The sequence below is a fragment of the Gammaproteobacteria bacterium genome (assembly GCA_016200485.1).
Classification (GTDB): Bacteria; Pseudomonadota; Gammaproteobacteria; order Tenderiales; family Tenderiaceae; genus JACQEP01.
The window spans coordinates 44,103-64,353 of the sequence record JACQEP010000015.1; the positions used below are offsets into that span (position 1 = coordinate 44,103).

The following is a 20,251-nucleotide window of genomic DNA, read 5'->3' on the forward strand; positions in this document are numbered from 1 at the left end:
ATGGTCCGGCAATGGTATTTTATTGAGCTTGGATTGGCGAGTAGGGGGGGCTTATTTTTGTCTGAGATCAGTACCCAAGGCGTGAGCGGGCGACGCATCCTGATTGGGGTGAGCGGCGGCGTTGCGGCGTACAAGAGTGCCGAGCTGGTGCGCCGTTTGCGCCAGGCCGGGGCTGAGGTGCGGGTGATGATGACGCCGTCGGCGATGCAGTTCATCACGCCGCTGACCTTGCAGGCGCTGTCCGGCAAGCCGGTGCATACCCAATTGCTGGACCCGGCGGCCGAGGCGGGAATGGGCCATATCGAGCTGGCGCGCTGGGCGGAGGCGATTTTGATCGTGCCCGCGACGGCGAATGTCATCGCCCGGTTGGCGCAGGGCATGGCCGATGATTTGCTGACCACGGTGTGTCTGGCGAGCGAGGTACCGTTATTAGTAGCGCCGGCGATGAATCGCGTGATGTGGGATCACCCGGCGACACGGGCCAATTGCGCGACTCTGCAACAGCGTGGCGTGCGGCTACTTGGCCCGGCGGCGGGTGAACAGGCCTGCGGCGAGATAGGCATGGGCCGGATGCTGGAGCCGGAACAATTGCTGCAGGCATTGGCGGCATTGTGGCAACACGGGCCGCTGGCCGGATTGAAGGTGGTGGTGACTGCCGGGCCGACGCGCGAGGCGATCGACCCCGTGCGTTTTATCAGCAACCGCAGTTCCGGCAAGATGGGCTATGCGGTGGCTGCCGCAGCAGCGGCGGCGGGTGCCGATGTGGTGTTGGTGTCGGGGCCGACGGCTTTGCCAGTGCCGGAGGGCGTGCGTCGTGTGGCGGTAGAAACAGCGGCGCAGATGCACGATGCGGTGTTGGCCGAGATTGCAGGCAGCGCGATTTTTATTGCGGCAGCGGCGGTGGCAGATTATCGGCCACAGCAGGTTGCCGAGAACAAGATCAAAAAACAAACTGGCGAGATGCAATTGGCATTGGCGCCGACGGTGGATATCGTCAGCGCCGTGGCACAATCGGCAGTACGCCCAAGTTTTGTGGTTGGCTTCGCGGCAGAAACTAATGAATTGGAAAAACATGCGCGCGACAAATTAACGCGCAAGAAACTTGATCTGGTCGCGGCCAACTGGGTGGGCGGTGAGACCGGTTTTGATTCCGAGCATAATGCGTTAGAGATTTTTTGGAATGGCGGTCAACGCCGTATCGAACGCGCGGACAAACAAACCGTGGCGCGGGAATTAATCACAGTCATTGCAGAGAGATATCATGTCAAAAATCCAAGTAAAAATTCTTGATTCACGAATTGGTAAAGAGTTGCCGTTGCCGCAATACGCCACGGGCGGTTCGGCAGGGATGGACTTGCGTGCCTGTGTTGAAGCGCCATTGATACTGAACCCGGGTGAATGTCAGTTGATCCCGACCGGTATCGCGATTCATATCGGTGATCCAGGTCTGGCGGCGGTGTTATTGCCGCGTTCGGGATTGGGGCATAAAAACGGTATCGTGCTCGGCAATCTCGTCGGCTTGATCGATTCCGATTATCAAGGACAGTTGATGGTGTCATGCTGGAATCGCGGCAAGGAACCGTTCACTGTGAATATTGGTGAGCGCATTGCGCAAATGGTGTTTGTGCCGGTGGTGCAGGCAGCCTTTGAAGTTGTCGATGATTTCGAGAGCAGTCAACGCGGTGTGGGTGGGTTTGGACACACTGGGCGTCATTAACAAAAGGCATGTTATTAATGTGAATTCATGTTCCGCATAAAAATAAGGATGCTATCGCAGTTGAAGAAACGAATGATATGTCTATAGGAAAGTGCAGCGGGTTGTCGCAGGAAATATTTCTCGCCTATGACATTCGAGGTGTTGTTGGTAAGACGCTGACTCCGGAGATTGTCTACGACATCGGTCGTGCAATTGGTAGCGAAGCATGGAAGCGAGGCGAACAAACGCTGGTGGTGGGGCGTGATGGCCGCCTGTCGAGCCCACAATTGGCGGATGCCCTGATCGCAGGTTTGCGCGCCAGTGGCCGCAATGTGATCAATCTGGGGCAGGCGCCGACGCCGTTGCTTTACTTTGCAACGCATTATTTGAGTGCCCGTTCCGGGGTGATGGTCACGGGTAGTCACAATCCGGCAGACTACAATGGGCTGAAGGTGGTACTTAAGGGCGACACGCTGACAGAGGATGACATTCAAGGCCTGTATCAACGCATTGTTAAGAAAGATTTTACCGAAGGCGCTGGAAATTTAAGTGCCCAAAATTTGGTGGCCGATTATATTGCCCGCGTCTGTGCCGATGTGCATTTGCAACGGCCGCTGAAGGTGGTGGTCGATTGCGGTAACGGCGTGTCAGGGGAGCTGGCACTCGCATTGTTGCGCAATCTTGGATGTGAGGTGATTGCCCTTTATTGCGATGTCGACGGCCAGTTTCCGAATCACCATCCTGATCCCAGCCAACCTGAAAATCTGCGTGATTTGATGGCTGCCGTTAAACGCAATCATGTGGATGTCGGGCTTGCCTTTGACGGCGATGGTGATCGCCTGGGTGTTATCGATTCGCGGGGGCAGATTATTTGGCCAGACCGGCAGTTGATGCTGTATGCCATTGAGATTCTAAAATCGAATCCCGGCGCGCAAATTATTTATGATGTGAAATGTAGTCGTAATTTGCAGAGTGTGATTGCCGGGTATGGCGGGCGTCCTTTGATGTGGCGGTCGGGTCATTCTGTATTGAAGGCGAAACTCAAGGAAAGTAAAGCATTGCTGGCCGGCGAAATGAGCGGCCATGTCTTCTTTAATGATCGTTGGTTTGGTTTTGATGACGCCTGTTACACTGCGGCACGTCTGCTTGAGATCTTGAGCGCTTCGGATCGCTCTTCGGCAGAAGTGTTTGCCTTGATTCCGGATGCGATCAGTACGCCAGAGTTGCGGCTGGATCTGGCAGAAGGTGCGCACTATGCTTTCATGGAGCGCTTAAAGAAAGAGGCGAAGTTTCCTGATGCCGAGTTGATCACCATTGATGGCGTGCGCGCAGAGTTTGCCGACGGCTGGGGCTTGGTTCGCGCGTCAAACACGACGCCGTGCCTGACATTACGCTTTGAAGCGGATAACACCGCAGCGTTGGAAAGAATCAAGCAGTTGTTCCGGAAGGTGTTGTCCGGACTGGATTCTTCCCTGAAATTACCGTTTTAATGATTTTATAAGGACGAAGTTATGACACTGGATAAAGCTGCGGCCATGAATGTGGCGCATGTGTTGACGGAGGCATTGCCTTACATACAACGTTTTGCGGGCAAAACCATTGTGATCAAGTACGGTGGCAATGCGATGGTGGATGAGGGGCTTAAACGTGGATTTGCGCGTGATATCGTGTTGATGAAGCTGGTGGGTATCAATCCGGTGGTGGTGCATGGCGGCGGACCGCAGATCGGCAAGGTGCTGGAGAAGTTTGGCAAGCAGAGCCAGTTCATTAATGGTATGCGTGTTACCGATAGCGAGACCATGGATGTGGTGGAAATGGTGCTTGGCGGTCTGGTGAATAAAGAAATTGTGAATCTCATTAATCGGCATGGCGGCAAAGCCGTGGGGCTCACCGGTAAAGACGGCGGTCTGGTGCGGGCGCGCAAGCTCACCTTTACCCGTAACTCACCTGAAATGAGCGAGCCGGAGATTATTGATATCGGTCATGTCGGTGAAGTCGATGCTATTAATCCGGGCATTGTCGAAATGCTCGTCCGCAGCGATTTTATTCCGGTGATTGCGCCTGTGGGTGTGGGCGAAGATGGTCAGTCTTACAACATCAACGCCGATTTGGTGGCTGGCAAGCTGGCGGAAGTGCTCAAGGCAGAGAAATTGATTTTGTTGACCAATATCCCGGGCGTGCTGGATAAGAATGATAATGTGCTGTCCGGCCTGGATTCGGCGAAGGTGCAGAGTCTGATTGACGATGGCACGATTTACGGCGGTATGTTGCCGAAGATGCGCTGCGCACTTGAGGCGGCGCAGAATGGTGTTGGTGCCGTGCATATCATTGATGGTCGCGTCGAGCATGCCGTGTTGCTGGAGCTGTTTACCGATCAGGGAATAGGGACGCTGATTCGGGCGTGAACGTGTCTGTCGCTGTTATTCATTGCCTTCTCATGTGTAATTTGGAGTGGCGGTGAACTGGAGTGAACAGCTCTTGCTGTTGTTGGTGTCCCTGACAGCTAACGCCTTCTCGGCACTGGCCGGAGGTGGGGCAGGACTGATTCAGTTGCCCGCATTGATCTTTCTTGGCTTGCCATTCGGCATCGCGCTTGCGACGCATAAAGTGGCCAGTGTGGCGCTGGGTGTCGGCGCCACATTACGCCATTGGCGCGAGAAATCTCTCGATCTCCCATTCGCTGGTTTTGTCATGGCCAGTGGCTTGCCCGGAGTGATCGCTGGGGCGGCGGTGATTCTCAAGGTGCCGGACCGTGCCGCGCAGGTGGCGTTGGGGGTGCTGACGATCGGTATGAGTGTGTACTCATTTTTTACGCCGCAACTTGGGTTAGTGGCGGAAACACGACATCGCGATCGACACGGATATCTGGTGGGTGGACTGGTGTTGTGTTTGATTGGCGTGTTGAATGGGTCGCTGACCTCGGGTACCGGATTGTTTGTCACCTTATGGCTGGTGCATTGGTTCGGTCTGGATTACAAACAGGCGGTGGCCTATACGCTGGTATTGGTAGGGCTGTTCTGGAATGGGGTCGGGGCAGTGACGCTGGGGCTGCTGGGTGAAATTCGGTGGGATTGGCTACCGGCATTGCTGATCGGATCAGTGGTGGGCGGTTATCTCGGCGCCCATTTTGCGATTGTCAAAGGCAATCGCATGATCAAGCGCAGTTTTGAGATTGTGACCTTGTTGGTGGGGTTGAAATTACTATTTTAAATAATTCAGCTTGTTGAAAAACGCCCTCTCCCTCAGGGAGAGGGTTGGGGTGAGGGGATAAATGAATCTAAAAAAATCTCCGTGTTCTCTGTGCCTCTGTGGTGAATTTCTTTTCAGGCAACGATGAACTTCATGCCGATCAGGATCAACATCCCGGCCAGCGCCGGGCGCAAGATATGATCCGGCACCTTGGTGCTGGTGTGGCTGCCGAGGTAAATGCCGGGGAGTGAACCGATCAATAGCGATGCCAGCAAGGTGAGATCTACCGTACCGAGGTGCATGTGCCCCAGACCGGCGATCAGCGTCAGCGGCACGGCATGGGCAAGATCAATGCCGACGATGCGTTTGGTCGGCATCCACGGATAAAGCAATGTCAGCATCGCCGCACCCAGCGCGCCCGCGCCGACCGAGGTCAGCGGCACCAATATTCCCAGCAATGCACCCGCGCCAACGGTGGCGTAGTTGCGTTTGCTGCTGAGATTCGGAAAGCGCTGGCCTAATGCGTTGCCGAGGCGATGCAGTTGGCTGCGCATTAATAACACGGTAGCCGTGAGCAACAAGGCGACCCCCAGCGTAAAGGTGATGAGGTGCGCGACGGCAGCGGTTTCGGCCTTGAGCCAATCGAGGAGCGTGACGCTGACCAACGCCATCGGCAGGCTGCCCAGACTCATTAGTCCGACGATTTTCCACTCGATGGTGCCGCGACGCTGGTGGACAAAAATGCCGCCGCTTTTGGTAATGGCGGCGAACAGCAGGTCGGTGCCGACGGCAATGGCGGGCTTAATGCCAAAGAAAAAAATCAGTAACGGGGTCATCAGCGAGCCACCGCCGACGCCGGTCATGCCGACGATGAAGCCCACCAGCAGGCCGGCAAAGGTGTAACCCCATTCGATATCTATCATTACGATCTCTGCGGATTGAAACAAACTTTCCGCACTATAACGGCTATTCGTTATTTGAAAAAGTAATATTAGATTATATTTTTATAACAAAAAAGACTATGGGGTCTCGCCGTATTGTTTCAAATAGGCCCGGATATGCTCCTTGGCCTCGTGCAGGTCGGTGTGGTCTTCCAGGTATTCCAGCAGAACGTCGAGATTGACGATGCTGAATACCGGGATGTCGTAGTCCTGTTTCACTTCCTGGATGGCCGATAACGGCCCCTTGCCGCGTTCCTGGCGGTCGAGGGCAATCACCACGCCGACGACTTCAGCCCCTGCGGCTTCGATCAGGTCGATGGATTCGCGGACCGAAGTACCGGCCGAGATCACATCATCAATAACCAGGACTTGTCCATGCAAGGGCGCACCGACGATGACCCCGCCCTCGCCATGATCCTTGGCCTCTTTGCGGTTAAAGGCATACGGCACATCGCGCTGATGCTGGTCGGCAAGTGCGACGGCAGTGGTAACCGCCAGCGGGATGCCCTTGTAGGCAGGACCAAACAACATGTCGAACTCGACCCCGGCTTGTATAATCGTGGTCGCGTAATGGCGGCCAAGCTGGGCGATGGCGGCGCCGGTGTTGAACAGGCCGCTGTTGAAAAAATAGGGGCTGATGCGTCCTGATTTGAGCTTGAATTCACCGAAGCGCAGCACATCGGTGGCAATGATGAAATCAAGGAATTTGCGTTGGTAGATATGCATGGCCAGGCCGGATTGAATTGTTGTTGCGGCTAATTTTAATGTATCTAGGCCACCACTAGCCAGAATTTTTCCAATATAGCAGGGATTTATGAGAATTATCTCCGTCAATTTAAACGGTATCCGCGCCGCCGAGCGCAAGGGTTTTTTCAAGTGGATGTTAAAGCAGGACGCAGACGTGGTTTGCCTGCAAGAGACCAAGGCGCAGGAAGATCAGTTGCCGCCCGAGGTTTATCACCCGCCGGGCTATCACACCTATTTTCACGATGCGGTGAAAAAGGGTTACAGCGGCGTTGGGCTTTATTGCCGGAAAAAACCGGATCGTGTGATCAAAGGGTTGGGGTGGCCGGACTTCGATGCTGAAGGCCGATTCATCGAGGCCGACTTTGGTGATCTGAGCGTGATCTCGCTCTATCTGCCATCGGGATCAAGTGGCGATATCCGGCAGACGGCGAAGTTTGATTTTATGGCGCGTTTCACGCCGGTACTGGAAGCGATGCGCCGCAAAAAACGCGAATACATTATTTGTGGCGACTGGAACATCGTTCACAAAGAAATTGATATCAAGAATTTCAAATCGAATCAGAAAAATTCCGGCTGCTTGCCGGAGGAGCGCGCCTGGTTGGATCAATTGTTCGGGCCGATGGGGTTTGTCGATGCGTTTCGCGTGGTTGAGCCGCGTTCGGAACAATACACCTGGTGGTCAAATCGTGGTCAGGCATGGGATAAAAACGTGGGCTGGCGCATCGATTACCAAGTGATCACACCGGGATTGAAAGATAAAGTGAAAGCGGCGGCGATCTACAAAGACGAGCGTTTTTCCGATCATGCGCCGCTGATAATTGATTATTCAGGAAAGCTGTAGGGGCGATTCACGAATTGCTTTGCTATGTTGTAGTTAAGCAGGGTGGTATGCATTTTGTTCCCGCTTTACATCTCCTTCGCCGCAATCCTGCGCAGCGCCTCATTCACATCGATTATTCTGACATTCTGATACTCAGCCACTGTGAGCAACGGGTGGTCCCCGGTGACGACCCAGTCCGCCTTGGCAGCGATGGCAGTCGCGATGACTACATCATCATCGGGATCGGGCGCGAGAGGGGTTGCGGGTGTACCACGGCGGCGAGCTCCGAATAGCGATCTACTAACTGATCGATGGTGAGCATTGAGGCGGCTATCTTCTTCTCGAATTTGCGTCGGCCCAGGATATCGGTCAATTCTGCCAGCAGTGGCAGGCTGGTATATAGCTTGATCTGTTTGTCGCGTCCCGCCAGCAACAGCCGGTAGGGATTGCCGCCCCACAACATGGCCGAGGTGACCACATTGGTATCGAGCACCAGGCGCATCAGCTATTGGTCTTGGCGCGGCGTTCCGCGCGCATGGCGCGTATCTCCTCAGCCACTTCCTCCGGTGACATCGCAGGCGGCTCTTCGCTCTGAGCCATCCGTTCCAATGCGGTGAAGAACTCATCCTGATGCTGTGCCCGCAACTGCTCGCGCAACCATTTTTCCAGCGCCTTTTGCGATAGCAGCCCGGCGCGTTGCGCCTCTTTCGCCAATTGGTCCGGCAGTGTGATCTTTATGGTTGTCATGGCCGTGCTCCTGACAGAAGATAATTCATATTTACCATGATAAAGCCCGTACAGAATAGGTGCAATGAAAAGAGCCCATTCCCCTGTTCCCTCTCCCACCTGTGGGAGAGGGTGGCCCGGAGGGCCGGGAGAGGGAGAAGACGCCACGGGCTCCGGGGCACAAACCGGCACACAGGGAATGTGGCACCCCCGGTTTTCAGGTGTCGGAAAACTTTACACTTTTCACCTGGGGATTCAGTCGCACCAAACAAACCCCATATAAACCATGATGTTATAAAAATTAGCATGGGAATTGCTTTTGCTTTTCCTCCCCCTCCCCCCAATTGCGAGGGCTAAGCTCTTGGCATGGCCTCTGTCGTGAAGGACAGCCCTAAAGATTAAATACGTTCACTCGGTTCTAAACCCATAAATAACTATTGATCCGGCTTGATGAAGTTTTAACTTTGATCGGTACGGATACTCCCTCTCCCGCTTGGGGGAGGGCTGGGGACAAGGGTGCGACTTCAAATATATTAATGCCGTATCAATAGGCTGTTTTGCCTATGCTGTAGTTGCATATCTTAACCAAGGGACGTATCTTGTAATTTATGGCCATATCTGTTGAAAAACTGACCGAAGCCGTCTTATCGCTGCCGAGCGAGGCGCGGGCATTGCTTGCCGATCGTTTGGTAGAAAGCCTGGATCCTCTCGCGGACGAGGATGTTCGTGATTTATGGGCTGCCGAGGCGCTCCGTCGGCGTGATGAGGTTCGTGAAGGGAAGATCCCCGCTATTTCTGGCGAGGCCGCCCTGGAGCAGGTACGAAATTCCCTCAAGAAATGAAGTTTGAGTTTCATCCCCAAGCGCTTGCCGAGTTCGAGGAAGCTGCACATTATTACGAGCGATGCCAGCATGGTCTGGGGCTTCGTTTCTATTCAAATGTCGAAGCAACGCTTCAAAATATCATTGAAAACCCCGGGCGCTGGCCGGTTCTGCACCAAGATGTTCGTCGTTGTCTCACGCGGGTATTTCCGTATGCGGTGCTTTACACCGTGGAACCCGAATATGTGCTTGTTGTGGCAGTCATGCATTGTCACCAAAAACCCGGATATTGGAGTGCTCGGGTATAACCGGGTGTCCGGCTAATTTCCAGGTCACCATCGGTGGTCGCCAGCAGCAGCTTGAAGGGCGTGCCGCCCCAGATCAGCGCCGAGACGACCACATTGGTATCAAGAACGATCCGCATCGTCGGCGTTGGCCTGACGGGTGCGGCGCTCAGCGCGTACCGCCTTGACCTCGGCGACGATTTCCTCGTCGCTCATCGGCGGAATGCGTCCTTCAGCAGTTGGGCCAACGCTTCGGGCGTGAGCAGCCCGGCGCGTTGCGCTTCCTGCGCCAATTGATCCGGCAAAGTAATTTTTATGGTCGTCATGGTCATACTCCTTAAAAAAACAGCATATTACGAATTCGTCCCCCTTAATACTCAAGGGCGCGCTGAATAACAGAGTGCAAGACTCGGCCTCTCAGCCTTTCAGGTGTCGGAAAACTTTACACTTTTCACCTGGGGATTCAGATGCGCAAAATAAACGCCATATAAACCATATTGTTATAAAAATGGCATGGTAATTGCTTTGGTAGCCATTCAATATCGAGGGCTCAGCCCTCGCCGTGGCCTCTGTCATGCAAGGCAGGGATAACAAGTTTAAAGAAGATGGGTAGGGTTTGATGAGACGAATGAAGTGTTTTGGCTTTATTGCATCGTTATATCTTTCGATAGATCAAATTCGGAACCGGTTTTTCTGTAAAAGTTACCTGGGTGTTGGATTCATGGCGATTTTGTTGTGGGCGCCACAACTTTCTTTCGCGGCGGGATCTTATTGTGCAATAAGCGGTTTATCTGGGGGGGGAAAGCTTATGTGGTTTTCTCACATTAGAAGAAGCTGCCGCCTGGGGTTGGGATAACTCCCTTCTCAAAGCACAATCCCCATCTGGATCTCCATATACATTTGGAGGGGTGGTTTATTATAAACACGCGCCTGACGGCGCTCAACCCGCCGCAGGCTGGACTAATTATTGGTGGGGTTACTATAATTATGGGAACGGCCCATATTACTATTACCCAATTAGTTATAGCCCATCAACTCCTCCCCGCAACAAAAATTATTCTGGTTCGTCATGTAGCTATATTGGTAATCCTATTCATGTTGGAATGGGGGACAAATTCCAGAGTGAGACGGATTATCAGGGCGTTGAATCTATGTTATCGCCACGATTTACCCGGTACTACCATAGCGATGCCCAAGGGGCATTCAGATCATTCGGGTCGCTATGGCGACACAACTATGATCGTTCCATCAAAGTCTTTCGCAATTCTTCCGCAAGTTTTGCTTACGTTACCAGAGCTGATGGTATGGGGATGTCTTATATATTGGTAGGAGATCGCTGGATTGCGGACAGTGATATTAATGACAAGCTCACCGAATACCGTGATCTGACCGGGAATACAACGGGCTGGCAGTTAACAACTAATACTAATGACATCGAAAGCTACGATGCCAGCGGTCGTCTCCTCTCAATTACCAATCGAGTTGGAGAAACCCAGACGTTGACATATGACGCTCAAAACCGCCTCTACCAAGTCTTCGATTCGTTCAGTCGTGCGATTACCTTTGCCTACGATACCCAAAACCGTATACAAACCATGACTGATCCTGAGGGCGGTGTTTATATCTATGGTTACGGCGTCAACAACAATTTAATCTCGGTCGCTTATCCCGATAACAAAACACGTACCTACTTGTACGAAAATACCAGTTTCCCGCATGCACTCACCGGCATCATTGATGAAAACGGCAATCGTTTCGCTACTTATGCCTATGACAGTCAAGGCCGCGCGATTTCCAGCGAACACGCTGGTGGCACAGAAAAGGTCAGTTTGGCTTACAACACTGATGGCACCACCACGGTAACGGATGCCCTAAACACCTCCCGCACCTACAGTTTTCAAACGATATTGGGTGTTGTGAAAAAAACTGGGCAGTCGCAGCCCGGTGGTTCGGGCTGTGGTCCCGCCTCTTCGGCTACCACCTACGACCCCAACGGCAACATCGCCTCGAAAACGGATTTCAACGGCACAGTCACCACCTACACCTACGACCTCACCCGCAATCTCGAAACCGCGCGCACCGAAGCGTATGGCACCGCCAACGCCCGTACCCTCAACACCCAATGGCACGCAACCTTCCGGCTTCCCACCGCTATCGCCGAACCCTTGAAGCTCACCACCTATACCCATGACGCCAACGGCAACGTGCTCACCCAAACCGAGCAAGCGACGATTGATAGCAACGGCAGCCAAGGCTTTGCCGCAACGCTCGTTGGTTCACCGCGCGTCTCGACTTACACCTACAACACCTTCGGCCAGGTATTGACGGTGAATGGCCCACGCACCGATGTCAACGACACCACCACCTACACCTATGATACCCAGGGCAATGTTAGCTCTGTTACCAACGCCCTCAACCACCTCACCCAGATCACGAATTATGATGCCTCCGGCCGTCCGTTGCGCATCGTCGATCCGAATGGCCTCGTCACCACCCTGACCTATTCACCCCGTGGCTGGTTAACGAGTCGCAACGTCGGCGGCGAGAGCACCGGCTTCCAATACGATGGTGTCGGCCAATTGCTCAGCGTCACGCTGCCGGACAACAGCGTCATCGCTTACACCTACGATGCCGCGCATCGGCTGACGGACATTCAAGACGCCGCCGGCAACCGCATCCACTACACGCTGGACTTAATGGGCAATCGCACGAAGGAAGATGTCACCACCGCGACCAACAGCCTGACCCAAACCCGCTCCCGCGTGTTCGATGCCCTCAGCCGCCTGGCACAAGCCTTAGGTGCCCAGAATCAAACCACCGCCTATCAATACGACGCCAGCGGCAACGTGACGCAAATCACCGATCCCGCCAGCAATGTCACGCGTAATGGTTACGATGCGCTGAATCGTCTGACGCAAGTCACCGATGCCTTGAGCGGCGTCACCCAATACCAATACAACGCCCAGGACCAGCTCACCCGCGTCACCGATCCGCGCGGCAACATCACCCGTTATAGTTACGACGGCCTCGGCAATCTCACGCAACAGATCAGCCCCGATACGGGTGCCACTGCCTTTGGTTATGATGCCGCCGGTAATCTCATCACGCAGACCGACGCCAAGAGTCAGACCACCACCTATTACTACGACGCGCTCAATCGTCTGACCCAGGCGACGTACAGTGATGCCACCACCACCGTCTACAGTTACGATCAAGGTATCAACGCCCTCGGCCGTCTGACGAGCATCACCGATCCCAGCGGCAGCACCGCCTATCAATACGATGCCCACGGCCGTGTTACCCAAAAGACTCAAACCCTGGGCAATATCAGCCTCAGCGTCGCCTATCACTACACCGCCCAAGGCCAGCTTGACCAGATCAGCTATCCGTCCAGCGTCATCGGGTATAGCTACAGCAACGGCAAACCCAGCAGCCTCAGCCTCAACGGCCAGCCACTGCTCAGCAACATCAGCTACGTTCCTTTTGGCCCCGTCACCGGCTGGAGTTGGGGCAGCAACAGCACCACGGACGTCAGCCGCCTCTATGATCTTGATGGCCAACTCACCAGCTACACGCTGGCCAACGCGACACAACAACTGAGCTACGCCAGCACCGGCAACCTCAGCACGATCACTGACGCCGGTAATGCTGCCAACAATCAAAGCTACGGTTACGATGCTTTGTATCGTCTCGCCACCGCCAATGGTGTCTACGGCGCGCAAAGTTACGGTTACGACGCCAACGGCAACCGCAGCAGCGCCACGCTCAACGGCGTTACCAACAGCTACACCAACGCCGCCACCAGCAATCGCCTGCAAAGCGCGAATGGTAAGACCTATACGTTTGATGCTAACGGCAACATCACCAACGACGGTGTTCACAGCTACAACTATGATGCCCGCAACCGCCTCGTCGGCCTCAACACCGGCGTCAGCTACACGATCAACGGCCTCGGCCAACGCATCGCCAAAACGATTCCCGGCATCGACACTGGCAACACAACAGCAGGTGATGCCAACGGCGACGGACTAATTAACGCCCAGGACTACAGCGCCATTTTGAACCACATCCTCGGCACACCTGCCAGCAACGACGCCGATTGCAATCAAGACGGCCAGGTCAACGTCCAGGATCTGGTGTGCATCAACATCAAGATCAACCCCGCGCTGCAAACCGCAGGCGGCAAGACATTGTTTGTCTACGACGAACAAGGGCAACTCATCGGCGAATACGATCAAACCGGCACCCCGATCCAGGAAACGATTTATCTGGGTAACTTGCCCGTCGCTGTCGTGAAGAACAACGTCGTCTATCGCCTCTACGCCGATCATCTCAACACACCGCGTGCAATTGCCGACACCACCAACAAAGTGATGTGGAGCTGGAACAGCGACGCCTTCGGCACCACCGCCGCGAATGAAGATCCGGATGGGGATGGGGTGAAACTCACCTACAACTTGCGCTTCCCCGGCCAGTATCTCGATCAGGAGACGGGGCTGCATTACAACTACTTCCGGGATTATGATCCGCAAACCGGACGCTATGTTCAGAGTGATCCGATAGGGCTTGATGGCGGGTTGAATACGTACACCTATGTAGCGGGGAATCCGCTGAATTGGGTTGATTTGTTTGGCTTGAAGGTTCTTAACCCTAACGGCTGGCCTGTGTCACCTGATGTAATGAATTCGCTTTGGGAATTTAATCGACTTATTGGCTGTAACAAAGATGTTGTCATTACCGGTGGTGATCGTTCTGCGGATTCGAAGTTGGGCGCTGGTTCTAGTAGTAGTCATGTACAGCACATTGCTGCTGATATTATGGTGCCTGGACAATCACACTTGGAAACCGCAAATCAGGCTGGACAAAGCGGCTTGTTTGGTGGTGTTGGTTGGTACGAAGAAGGATACCGCGGTCCAAATGGAGAAGGCCCACATACACATGTCGATCTGAGAAAGAACGGCCCGGCCCGTTGGGGACACCCGAGAAAAGGTCAAGCTATGCATGGATATTTTCCAAAATATGACGTTAAACTGAATCCATCTACTTGCGGGTGTGATCAATGAATTTATTTAAAAAAATATTTGTAATGGGAGTGTTTGCAGTGGCTTCCGGGTTTTGGCCTGTAAGCGGGTTTTGTGCTGGACCAAAAGAAGACGTATTTGAGACGAATTTATTTCAAACAATTGAGATATCCTCGTTTGCGATTAATCCTGAGAAGCTTACAAAGCTCACAGCCGTAGATAAAAAAGACTTATTGCTGGCAAAGGATGTGCTAAGGAGGTTTTTCATCAGTCTGGATGATTCTGATGGAAATTATAATCAATATTTGTCACCAGCATTTTTTGCCGGAAAAACGTTAAACCGACAAGATATTAGAAAAAAAATCATAGCTGACGAAACTGATCTTTTAAAAATTGGTATTACTAATTTTGATTTTAATGGTAACCGTAAGACGGTTGTATTTGATTTCTATGCCATTGTCTATGTAGAGGGTGTTTTCTCTCTTGGGGAAGGAAAAGCTCAATTGGAGAAACATACTGGCTCGTGGAATATCTCCGGAATAACTATTAATAGACCGTAAACCGTGTAACGCGCGTAAGGCGTACTGGTAGCAAGCGTAGCCTGGGTTGAGCGTATTTCGCGAAACCCGGGTTTCACTTCGTTCAACCCAGGCTACCTGTTATTGATGCCAGGATTGGGGAGGTACGTAGGATGCGGTGAGGAACGAACCGCATCAATCGCGAACGATGCGGTTCACGCTGTTCACCGCATCCTACAAACGGGATTCAAGAACACCCACAACACCGTCTTAAACGGTGAATTGAGACAAGAAGCAAGAAGAGATGAATGTTATGCACATCAAAGACTATGCACTGATCGCCCTCGGATTCGCATTGAGCGCTGCCCTGTGCACCCACACCGCAATCGCCGCGCCGAACCTGACCCTGGGCAGCGTCACACAAGCCGTGCAGGGGCAGGGGGTCAATATCCCGGTGACCTTTGATAACGACGTGACAGTGACGGGTCTGCAATTTGATGTGCAATACAACACTGCGCAACTGAACGCGGGTACGGCGTTGGCCGGCAGTGCCTTATCGGCCACCGGCCACGGGGTGTCTTCCTCGCTGATCTCTGCCAATACGCTGCGGGTGGTGGTGACACCGCCGAGCAATAATGCCGTGTTAACGGCCGGCACCCTCGCCACGATTCCGTGGACCATCAATCCTGCGGCCACCGGTGGGCCACAGGCGTTAACACTCAGCAATGTTGTGTTTACGGACAACAGCGCCGTGTCGGTGGCTGCCGGTACGTTGACTAACGGTAACCTCAGCATCAACTATGCGCCCGTCGCCAGCAACAAAACGCTCACCACCAACGAAGATCAAGCCGTCAGCAGCAATCTGATCGCCAGCGATAATGATAATGAGCCAGTGACGTATGCCATTGTCACCAATCCCAGCCACGGTGTGGTGATCCTGACATCAAACACCGGTGCCTTTACCTATACGCCCGCGGCTAATGTCAGCGGCAGCGACAGCTTTACCTTCCGCGCCAGTGACGGCAAGGTCACATCCAATGTTGCGACTGCCACTATCAATCTCGCTTCTGTTAACGATGCCCCGGTGTTGAGTGTGATCGGCAACCAAAGCCTGAATGAAGGCGCGACCAAGACGCTTGCGCTGAGCGCTACCGATGTCGATACGGCTGATACCTTGACCTTCAGCGCCACGGGTCTGCCCGCGTTTGCGACCTTAACCAACAACGGCAATCGCAGCGCCAGCCTCAGCCTGGCGCCGAACTATACGGCGTCGGGAACGTACAGCATTACCGTCACGGTGGCCGATAACGGTACGCCGATCTTGAGTGCCGGTGAAACCTTCACCCTCACCGTCAACAACGTCAACGCCCCACCGACCGCCAACGCTGGCCCGGATCAAACCGTGAATGGTGGCGCTGCCGTCAGCATGACGGGCAGTGGCAGTGATCTCGACGGCACGATCAGCAGCTATGCCTGGACTCAGGTCAGTGGTACTGCGGTGACCTTAAGTGGCGCGACGACGACCAACGCCAGTTTCACGGCACCGGCCGTTAACGGCACCACCTATCTTACCTTCCAGTTGAAGGTCACCGACAACGGCGGCGCGACGGGCACCGATCAGATCATCATCACCGTCAAACCCACCGGCAAACCGGATTTAACTATCTCCGCCATCGGTTCACCGCTGACGGCGAAAGCAGGGGCAAGTATCACCGTCTCCAACACCGTCGCCAACAACGGTACTGCCGATGCCGAAGGTAATTTCGATGTCGGGGTGTATCTGATTCCACAACCCGTGTTGTTCAGCAGTACGTTTGATAGCGGCACGCTGGAAGGCTGGTCAGCGCTCAAGACAGGCGGCATCAGTGTCATCAACGACGCCACCGACGGTTATGTCCTCAAGAAGGCGACCACGGCCGATCCGAACGGTGGTCAGGCACTGCTCAGCACCGCCGTCAGTGATTTTGAACTCACGGTGTACACCAAACGTTTGAGCACCGGCACCGCCAAGACCAATTGCTACAGCCTGACCGGCGCCACCGGCAACGGCTATGGCCTCTGCCTCAACTACACCGATGGCAAACTCTATCTCAACAAACGTGGCAGCTGGGCGATCACCAGTCTCGGCACCGCCGCCGCAGTAACGGGCGGTACGGTCGTCAATCAGTGGTACACGCTGCAATTGATCAAGCAGGGCTCATCGCTCACCGCCAAGGCTTACCTGGGTAAGGTGGTGCCGTCCACCGCGACCGCAATTGCGACGGTGACCAACACCAACACGACCTACACCAGCTTCACTCAGGTCAACGTCAACGGTGGTTATGACTACTACAGCGACAACGTCAAGGTCGTGCAATTGGTCAGCGCCTTCCCGACCAACGGCAGCGAGATCTTGCTCGGTAAGCGTACCGTGTTTAGTCTGCTGAAGAGTGCTACCAGCGTCGGCGATGTCGCCGCGACGATTCCGCTGGCGACGCCAGTGGGCACCTATGCCATCGCCGCCAAAGCGGATATGTATGCCACCCTCACCGAGAGCAGTGAGACGAATAATGTGTTGTTTGGGACGAAGCTGTTTGCGGTGACACCGCCGTAGGGGAAAACTAGCTTTCCGACGCTGAACAAACAGACCCCGCCATTTGCGGGGTTTGTTTTGTCTGGGTGGTGGTGACACTGAGTGTCAGCTTTTGGCCGGTCATCGTCTGCGCAACCAACAGGCGCATGTTATGTGCGATTTTCCCAATAACCTGGTTTTTTACTGTTGTGCATGACGGCTATCACAAAAATTGAATTATTCTTTGGTCGATAAATTACAGAGAATGGAAACCTGCTGAGTAGAAACCGACGACAGTTCTTGCTAAATCTTGGCCAAGTATTAGGGGGTTCGGCTATTGCTTCATATGAAGCCTTAATTTCATGCACAATGTCTGGGTGAAATATAAGCTTGGGCATCCTGGCCTTTCACCCCATTTTTAATATCTTCCCAGGAGACTCCTTTTACATCGCCTGATTCAAGCTCTAAGGAACGCTTTTCTGACAACGCTATCCATGTCTCATCTACCCCCTCATCCTGCTCGGACTCGAGCGATGAAATTAGACAATGTGCCAGCAGGGCTCTTTCGCCCGGGGATAGCTCTCTAATATTTTCAATGAGTTGTTTGAATTGGACTGACATAAGGCCCCCTAACGGTGTCTGCTGCCTTCGAGTTTAGCACTCTACCTGGAATTCATCAGCACTATACTCACGCCCTTGAGACCATTCGCAAAATAGCATCCGCGTTGGGATCGCTCTAGACGGCAAGATCAGATCCTCACCCTGCGCCAACACACATCCGACATCGGCAAGAATCACATGCGTCCAGTATCGCTGACTGCTGTCATTCTTTGCTGATCTGGTGCAGATTGAGAGTTCGGCCTGAATGTCTCTTCATGGCCGAACACGGCCATATCGAGATGAGGTGTAGTCTGCCAGATCAAGTCGCGACTACTAGAATTTAACCGGCAGCAGCTTGCTTTTCAGGAGCGGTGACGGGTTCTCGCAACGCCGCCTGCATTTTCTCCAGTGTCGCCAATTGTGTTTGTAGATTTCGCTGTTGCATCTGCAGTTCCTGAATCTGGGTGGCGAGGTTGTCCTTCGATTCATTGATCTTGTACAGCGTTTCCATGTGCTGTTCGAGTACTTGCTTATTTTCGGTCACATGCTTGGCCAGCGGTACCATGATGTCCTTAAACCAGGTTTCAGCCTCTTGATTGGCCTGGAAGAAAATATCACGGGCATGGCTGACCATGGAAATAAAAAACTTTTTGATGACGAAATTTTGTTCGGTCATGGTGGTGGCAGTGCTGGTGCGATATTCCTCTGCCTGTTTGTAGAGTTTTTCCATTTCTGCCGCATATTTGTCGGTAGAAAATGGTTTTGGATCCAATTCATTAAGTTCATTTTCTTTCTGGAACATTTGATAAATTTCAATGATCTGGCGATGTGTTTGATCGGCATGGCGGGTGGCTACTTGCAGGGTTTCACGGATGCCATCAAGCAGTGTCTTCATGCCGGTTTTGAGGCCACCGGTGGTCCAGCTGTCGGCCATTTGTTTGCGTGCCGCTGCAGCAAGATCGTCAAATGTCTTCAGACTTAATTCAGTGAGCAACAGTTTCGCCTGTAAATTTAAAGTGCGGCGGCTGGATTGAAAATGCTCCATGTTCTTATTGTAAGCCGCTTGTTTTTCCCGCGCTTTACGCATCAGATGTTGAATCAGGTTGGTGTTCTTGCCGCTGACGGAACTCAACTCTTCAATTTGGGTTTTGACTTGTGACAGTTGCGATGCAATCGCCGCGAAGTCGTTTTTGATCAGGCCGCCGACTTCGTTAATGATGTTGGTGCGAACGATGGCTTGTTTGGCGGGGATTATTTCCTCGGCCAGGTGCCGTTCCAGTTCCAGGAGACGGCTGCGTGTAAGTAATTCGGTATCACCTTTGGTTTTGGCCAATAACCCTTTTTGCGCTGAAACCGGGAAGACATGCTTGAGATCGATGGATAACGAATTGGCGACATCGCGTTGCTGTGTTTCGATGGAGGCTGCAACCTCTGTATCGCTCTTCATTTCATCCCATAAGGTATCAATTTTGTTGAGCGCGGCAACCAGATTTTTGCCGCTCTGATCGCGAAATTCCTTGATGTGATACTCCCACATATCCAGGTCGCTGCGCGTGACGCCCGTGTCAGCGGCGAGGATGAACAGCACGGCATGGGCATTCGGCAGCATGTTGAGCGTCAGTTCCGGTTCCGTCCCTAACGCATTGAGGCCGGGTGTATCCAGAATCGCGAGCCCCTGTTGTAACAAGGGATGTGGGAAGCTGATCAGCGCATGACGCCATTGTGGGACTTCGATTTGAGTAGGGGGAGGTTCATCCGTGCGGCGGCGGCGTTGATTGCTGTCATGATACAGGCCGAGATTCATGGCATCGGCAAGTGGCACCTTTTTGGTCTTCATGACTTCCTTGAGCGCATCCACCATTTGGTCTGGCGAGTTCACGTCAAGGTTGATGGTCTTCCAGCGGCTTTTGTCGCGCTTGAGTTCCGAGATGCTGGCATCTTCAAGCCGGGTTTCAATGGGTAACAATCGAATATAGGCGTGATCTTCTTCCTGATCGTAAAATAATTCAGTCGGACACATGGTGGTGCGGCCAGCTTCTGATGGCAGCAGGCGGCGTTTGTAATCCGAGAAAAAGATGGCGTTGATCAGCTCGGTTTTGCCGCGGGAAAATTCGGCGACGAAGGCAATCGTCAGATGGTCTGACTTGAGTGATTCAATGACATCAAACAAGCGGACATTGAGTTCCGGGGTGGTTTGGCCACGGCTTTCCAGCCAATGGTGATAATCCTGAATGACCTGGATCAGCTCGGCCTTCCAACGGTCGAAGGCGCGCATCTGCTGCTTGAAAAGATTTTCCTCCATGTCCCTATCCAGTTAGTAAGTCCTGATGTTTGCGG

The 20,251-nt window shown here is 53.4% G+C and carries 17 protein-coding genes; 11 read left to right on the forward strand and 6 right to left on the reverse strand.

Annotation, left to right across the window (positions count from 1 at the left end):
- The 5 genes from coaBC (at position 1) to HY272_09890 (ending at position 4,906) form a co-directional block, all read left to right on the forward strand.
- The gene (gene coaBC, locus HY272_09870) at positions 1 to 1,290 is read left to right on the forward strand and encodes a bifunctional phosphopantothenoylcysteine decarboxylase/phosphopantothenate--cysteine ligase CoaBC (protein MBI3772992.1); all 1,290 of its coding nucleotides are present in this window, start codon (positions 1 to 3) and stop codon (positions 1,288 to 1,290) included.
- A complete protein-coding gene (dut, locus tag HY272_09875; protein ID MBI3772993.1) occupies positions 1,262 to 1,717 on the forward strand; it encodes a dUTP diphosphatase in 456 nt (151 codons plus the stop codon). The genes coaBC and dut overlap by 29 nt, the downstream gene beginning before the upstream one ends.
- A gap of 77 nt (positions 1,718 to 1,794) precedes the next feature.
- The gene (locus tag HY272_09880) at positions 1,795 to 3,186 is read left to right on the forward strand and encodes a phosphomannomutase/phosphoglucomutase (GenBank protein ID MBI3772994.1); all 1,392 of its coding nucleotides are present in this window, start codon (positions 1,795 to 1,797) and stop codon (positions 3,184 to 3,186) included.
- Positions 3,187 to 3,207: 21 nt separating this feature from the next.
- A complete protein-coding gene (gene argB, locus HY272_09885) occupies positions 3,208 to 4,101 on the forward strand; it encodes an acetylglutamate kinase (GenBank protein ID MBI3772995.1) in 894 nt (297 codons plus the stop codon).
- A gap of 52 nt (positions 4,102 to 4,153) precedes the next feature.
- Positions 4,154 to 4,906, forward strand: a complete 753-nt coding sequence (locus HY272_09890) for a sulfite exporter TauE/SafE family protein (protein ID MBI3772996.1) — start codon at positions 4,154 to 4,156, stop codon at positions 4,904 to 4,906.
- Positions 4,907 to 5,019: 113 nt separating this feature from the next.
- Here the strand turns inward: HY272_09890 and HY272_09895 are convergent, their stop codons facing one another.
- On the reverse strand, positions 5,020 to 5,799 hold the full coding sequence (locus HY272_09895; GenBank protein ID MBI3772997.1) for a sulfite exporter TauE/SafE family protein: 780 nt from the start codon (positions 5,797 to 5,799) through the stop codon (positions 5,020 to 5,022).
- Between the two features lie 105 nt (positions 5,800 to 5,904).
- Positions 5,905 to 6,552 carry an orotate phosphoribosyltransferase gene (gene pyrE / locus HY272_09900; protein MBI3772998.1) on the reverse strand — a complete coding sequence of 216 codons (648 nt, stop codon included), beginning with the start codon at positions 6,550 to 6,552 and terminating at the stop codon, positions 5,905 to 5,907.
- An 88-nt stretch (positions 6,553 to 6,640) separates the two neighbouring features.
- Here pyrE and xth point away from each other — a divergent pair, with 88 nt between their 5' ends.
- On the forward strand, positions 6,641 to 7,414 hold the full coding sequence (gene xth / locus HY272_09905) for an exodeoxyribonuclease III (protein ID MBI3772999.1): 774 nt from the start codon (positions 6,641 to 6,643) through the stop codon (positions 7,412 to 7,414).
- A gap of 65 nt (positions 7,415 to 7,479) precedes the next feature.
- On the opposite strand, the gene HY272_09910 is transcribed toward xth, so the two are convergent.
- Both HY272_09910 and HY272_09915 read right to left on the reverse strand, forming a co-directional pair.
- Positions 7,480 to 7,851 (reverse strand): PIN domain-containing protein, encoded by a 372-nt coding sequence (locus HY272_09910; GenBank protein MBI3773000.1) that lies wholly within the window; start codon positions 7,849 to 7,851, stop codon positions 7,480 to 7,482.
- Positions 7,852 to 7,894: 43 nt separating this feature from the next.
- A complete protein-coding gene (locus tag HY272_09915; protein MBI3773001.1) occupies positions 7,895 to 8,140 on the reverse strand; it encodes a hypothetical protein in 246 nt (81 codons plus the stop codon).
- A gap of 587 nt (positions 8,141 to 8,727) precedes the next feature.
- On the opposite strand from HY272_09915, the gene HY272_09920 reads away from it, so the two are divergent.
- The 5 genes from HY272_09920 (at position 8,728) to HY272_09940 (ending at position 17,356) form a co-directional block, all read left to right on the forward strand.
- The gene (locus tag HY272_09920) at positions 8,728 to 8,961 is read left to right on the forward strand and encodes an addiction module protein (GenBank protein MBI3773002.1); all 234 of its coding nucleotides are present in this window, start codon (positions 8,728 to 8,730) and stop codon (positions 8,959 to 8,961) included.
- Entirely contained in the window at positions 8,958 to 9,248 is a 291-nt protein-coding gene (locus tag HY272_09925) for a type II toxin-antitoxin system RelE/ParE family toxin (GenBank protein MBI3773003.1), read from the forward strand. The genes HY272_09920 and HY272_09925 overlap by 4 nt, the downstream gene beginning before the upstream one ends.
- A gap of 1,286 nt (positions 9,249 to 10,534) precedes the next feature.
- Positions 10,535 to 14,287, forward strand: coding sequence for a hypothetical protein (locus HY272_09930; GenBank protein MBI3773004.1), 3,753 nt, complete (start codon positions 10,535 to 10,537; stop codon positions 14,285 to 14,287).
- Positions 14,284 to 14,805 (forward strand): hypothetical protein, encoded by a 522-nt coding sequence (locus tag HY272_09935; protein MBI3773005.1) that lies wholly within the window; start codon positions 14,284 to 14,286, stop codon positions 14,803 to 14,805. The genes HY272_09930 and HY272_09935 overlap by 4 nt, the downstream gene beginning before the upstream one ends.
- Before the next feature lie 271 nt (positions 14,806 to 15,076).
- A complete protein-coding gene (locus HY272_09940) occupies positions 15,077 to 17,356 on the forward strand; it encodes a cadherin-like domain-containing protein (protein ID MBI3773006.1) in 2,280 nt (759 codons plus the stop codon).
- A 318-nt stretch (positions 17,357 to 17,674) separates the two neighbouring features.
- Here HY272_09940 and HY272_09945 read toward each other — a convergent pair whose 3' ends face one another.
- Together HY272_09945 and HY272_09950 are read right to left on the reverse strand one after the other, a co-directional pair.
- The gene (locus HY272_09945; protein ID MBI3773007.1) at positions 17,675 to 17,935 is read right to left on the reverse strand and encodes an addiction module protein; all 261 of its coding nucleotides are present in this window, start codon (positions 17,933 to 17,935) and stop codon (positions 17,675 to 17,677) included.
- Positions 17,936 to 18,254: 319 nt separating this feature from the next.
- Positions 18,255 to 20,216: a dynamin family protein gene (locus HY272_09950; protein MBI3773008.1), complete on the reverse strand. Its 1,962-nt coding sequence runs from the start codon at positions 20,214 to 20,216 to the stop codon at positions 18,255 to 18,257.
- Positions 20,217 to 20,251 lie beyond the last annotated feature (35 nt).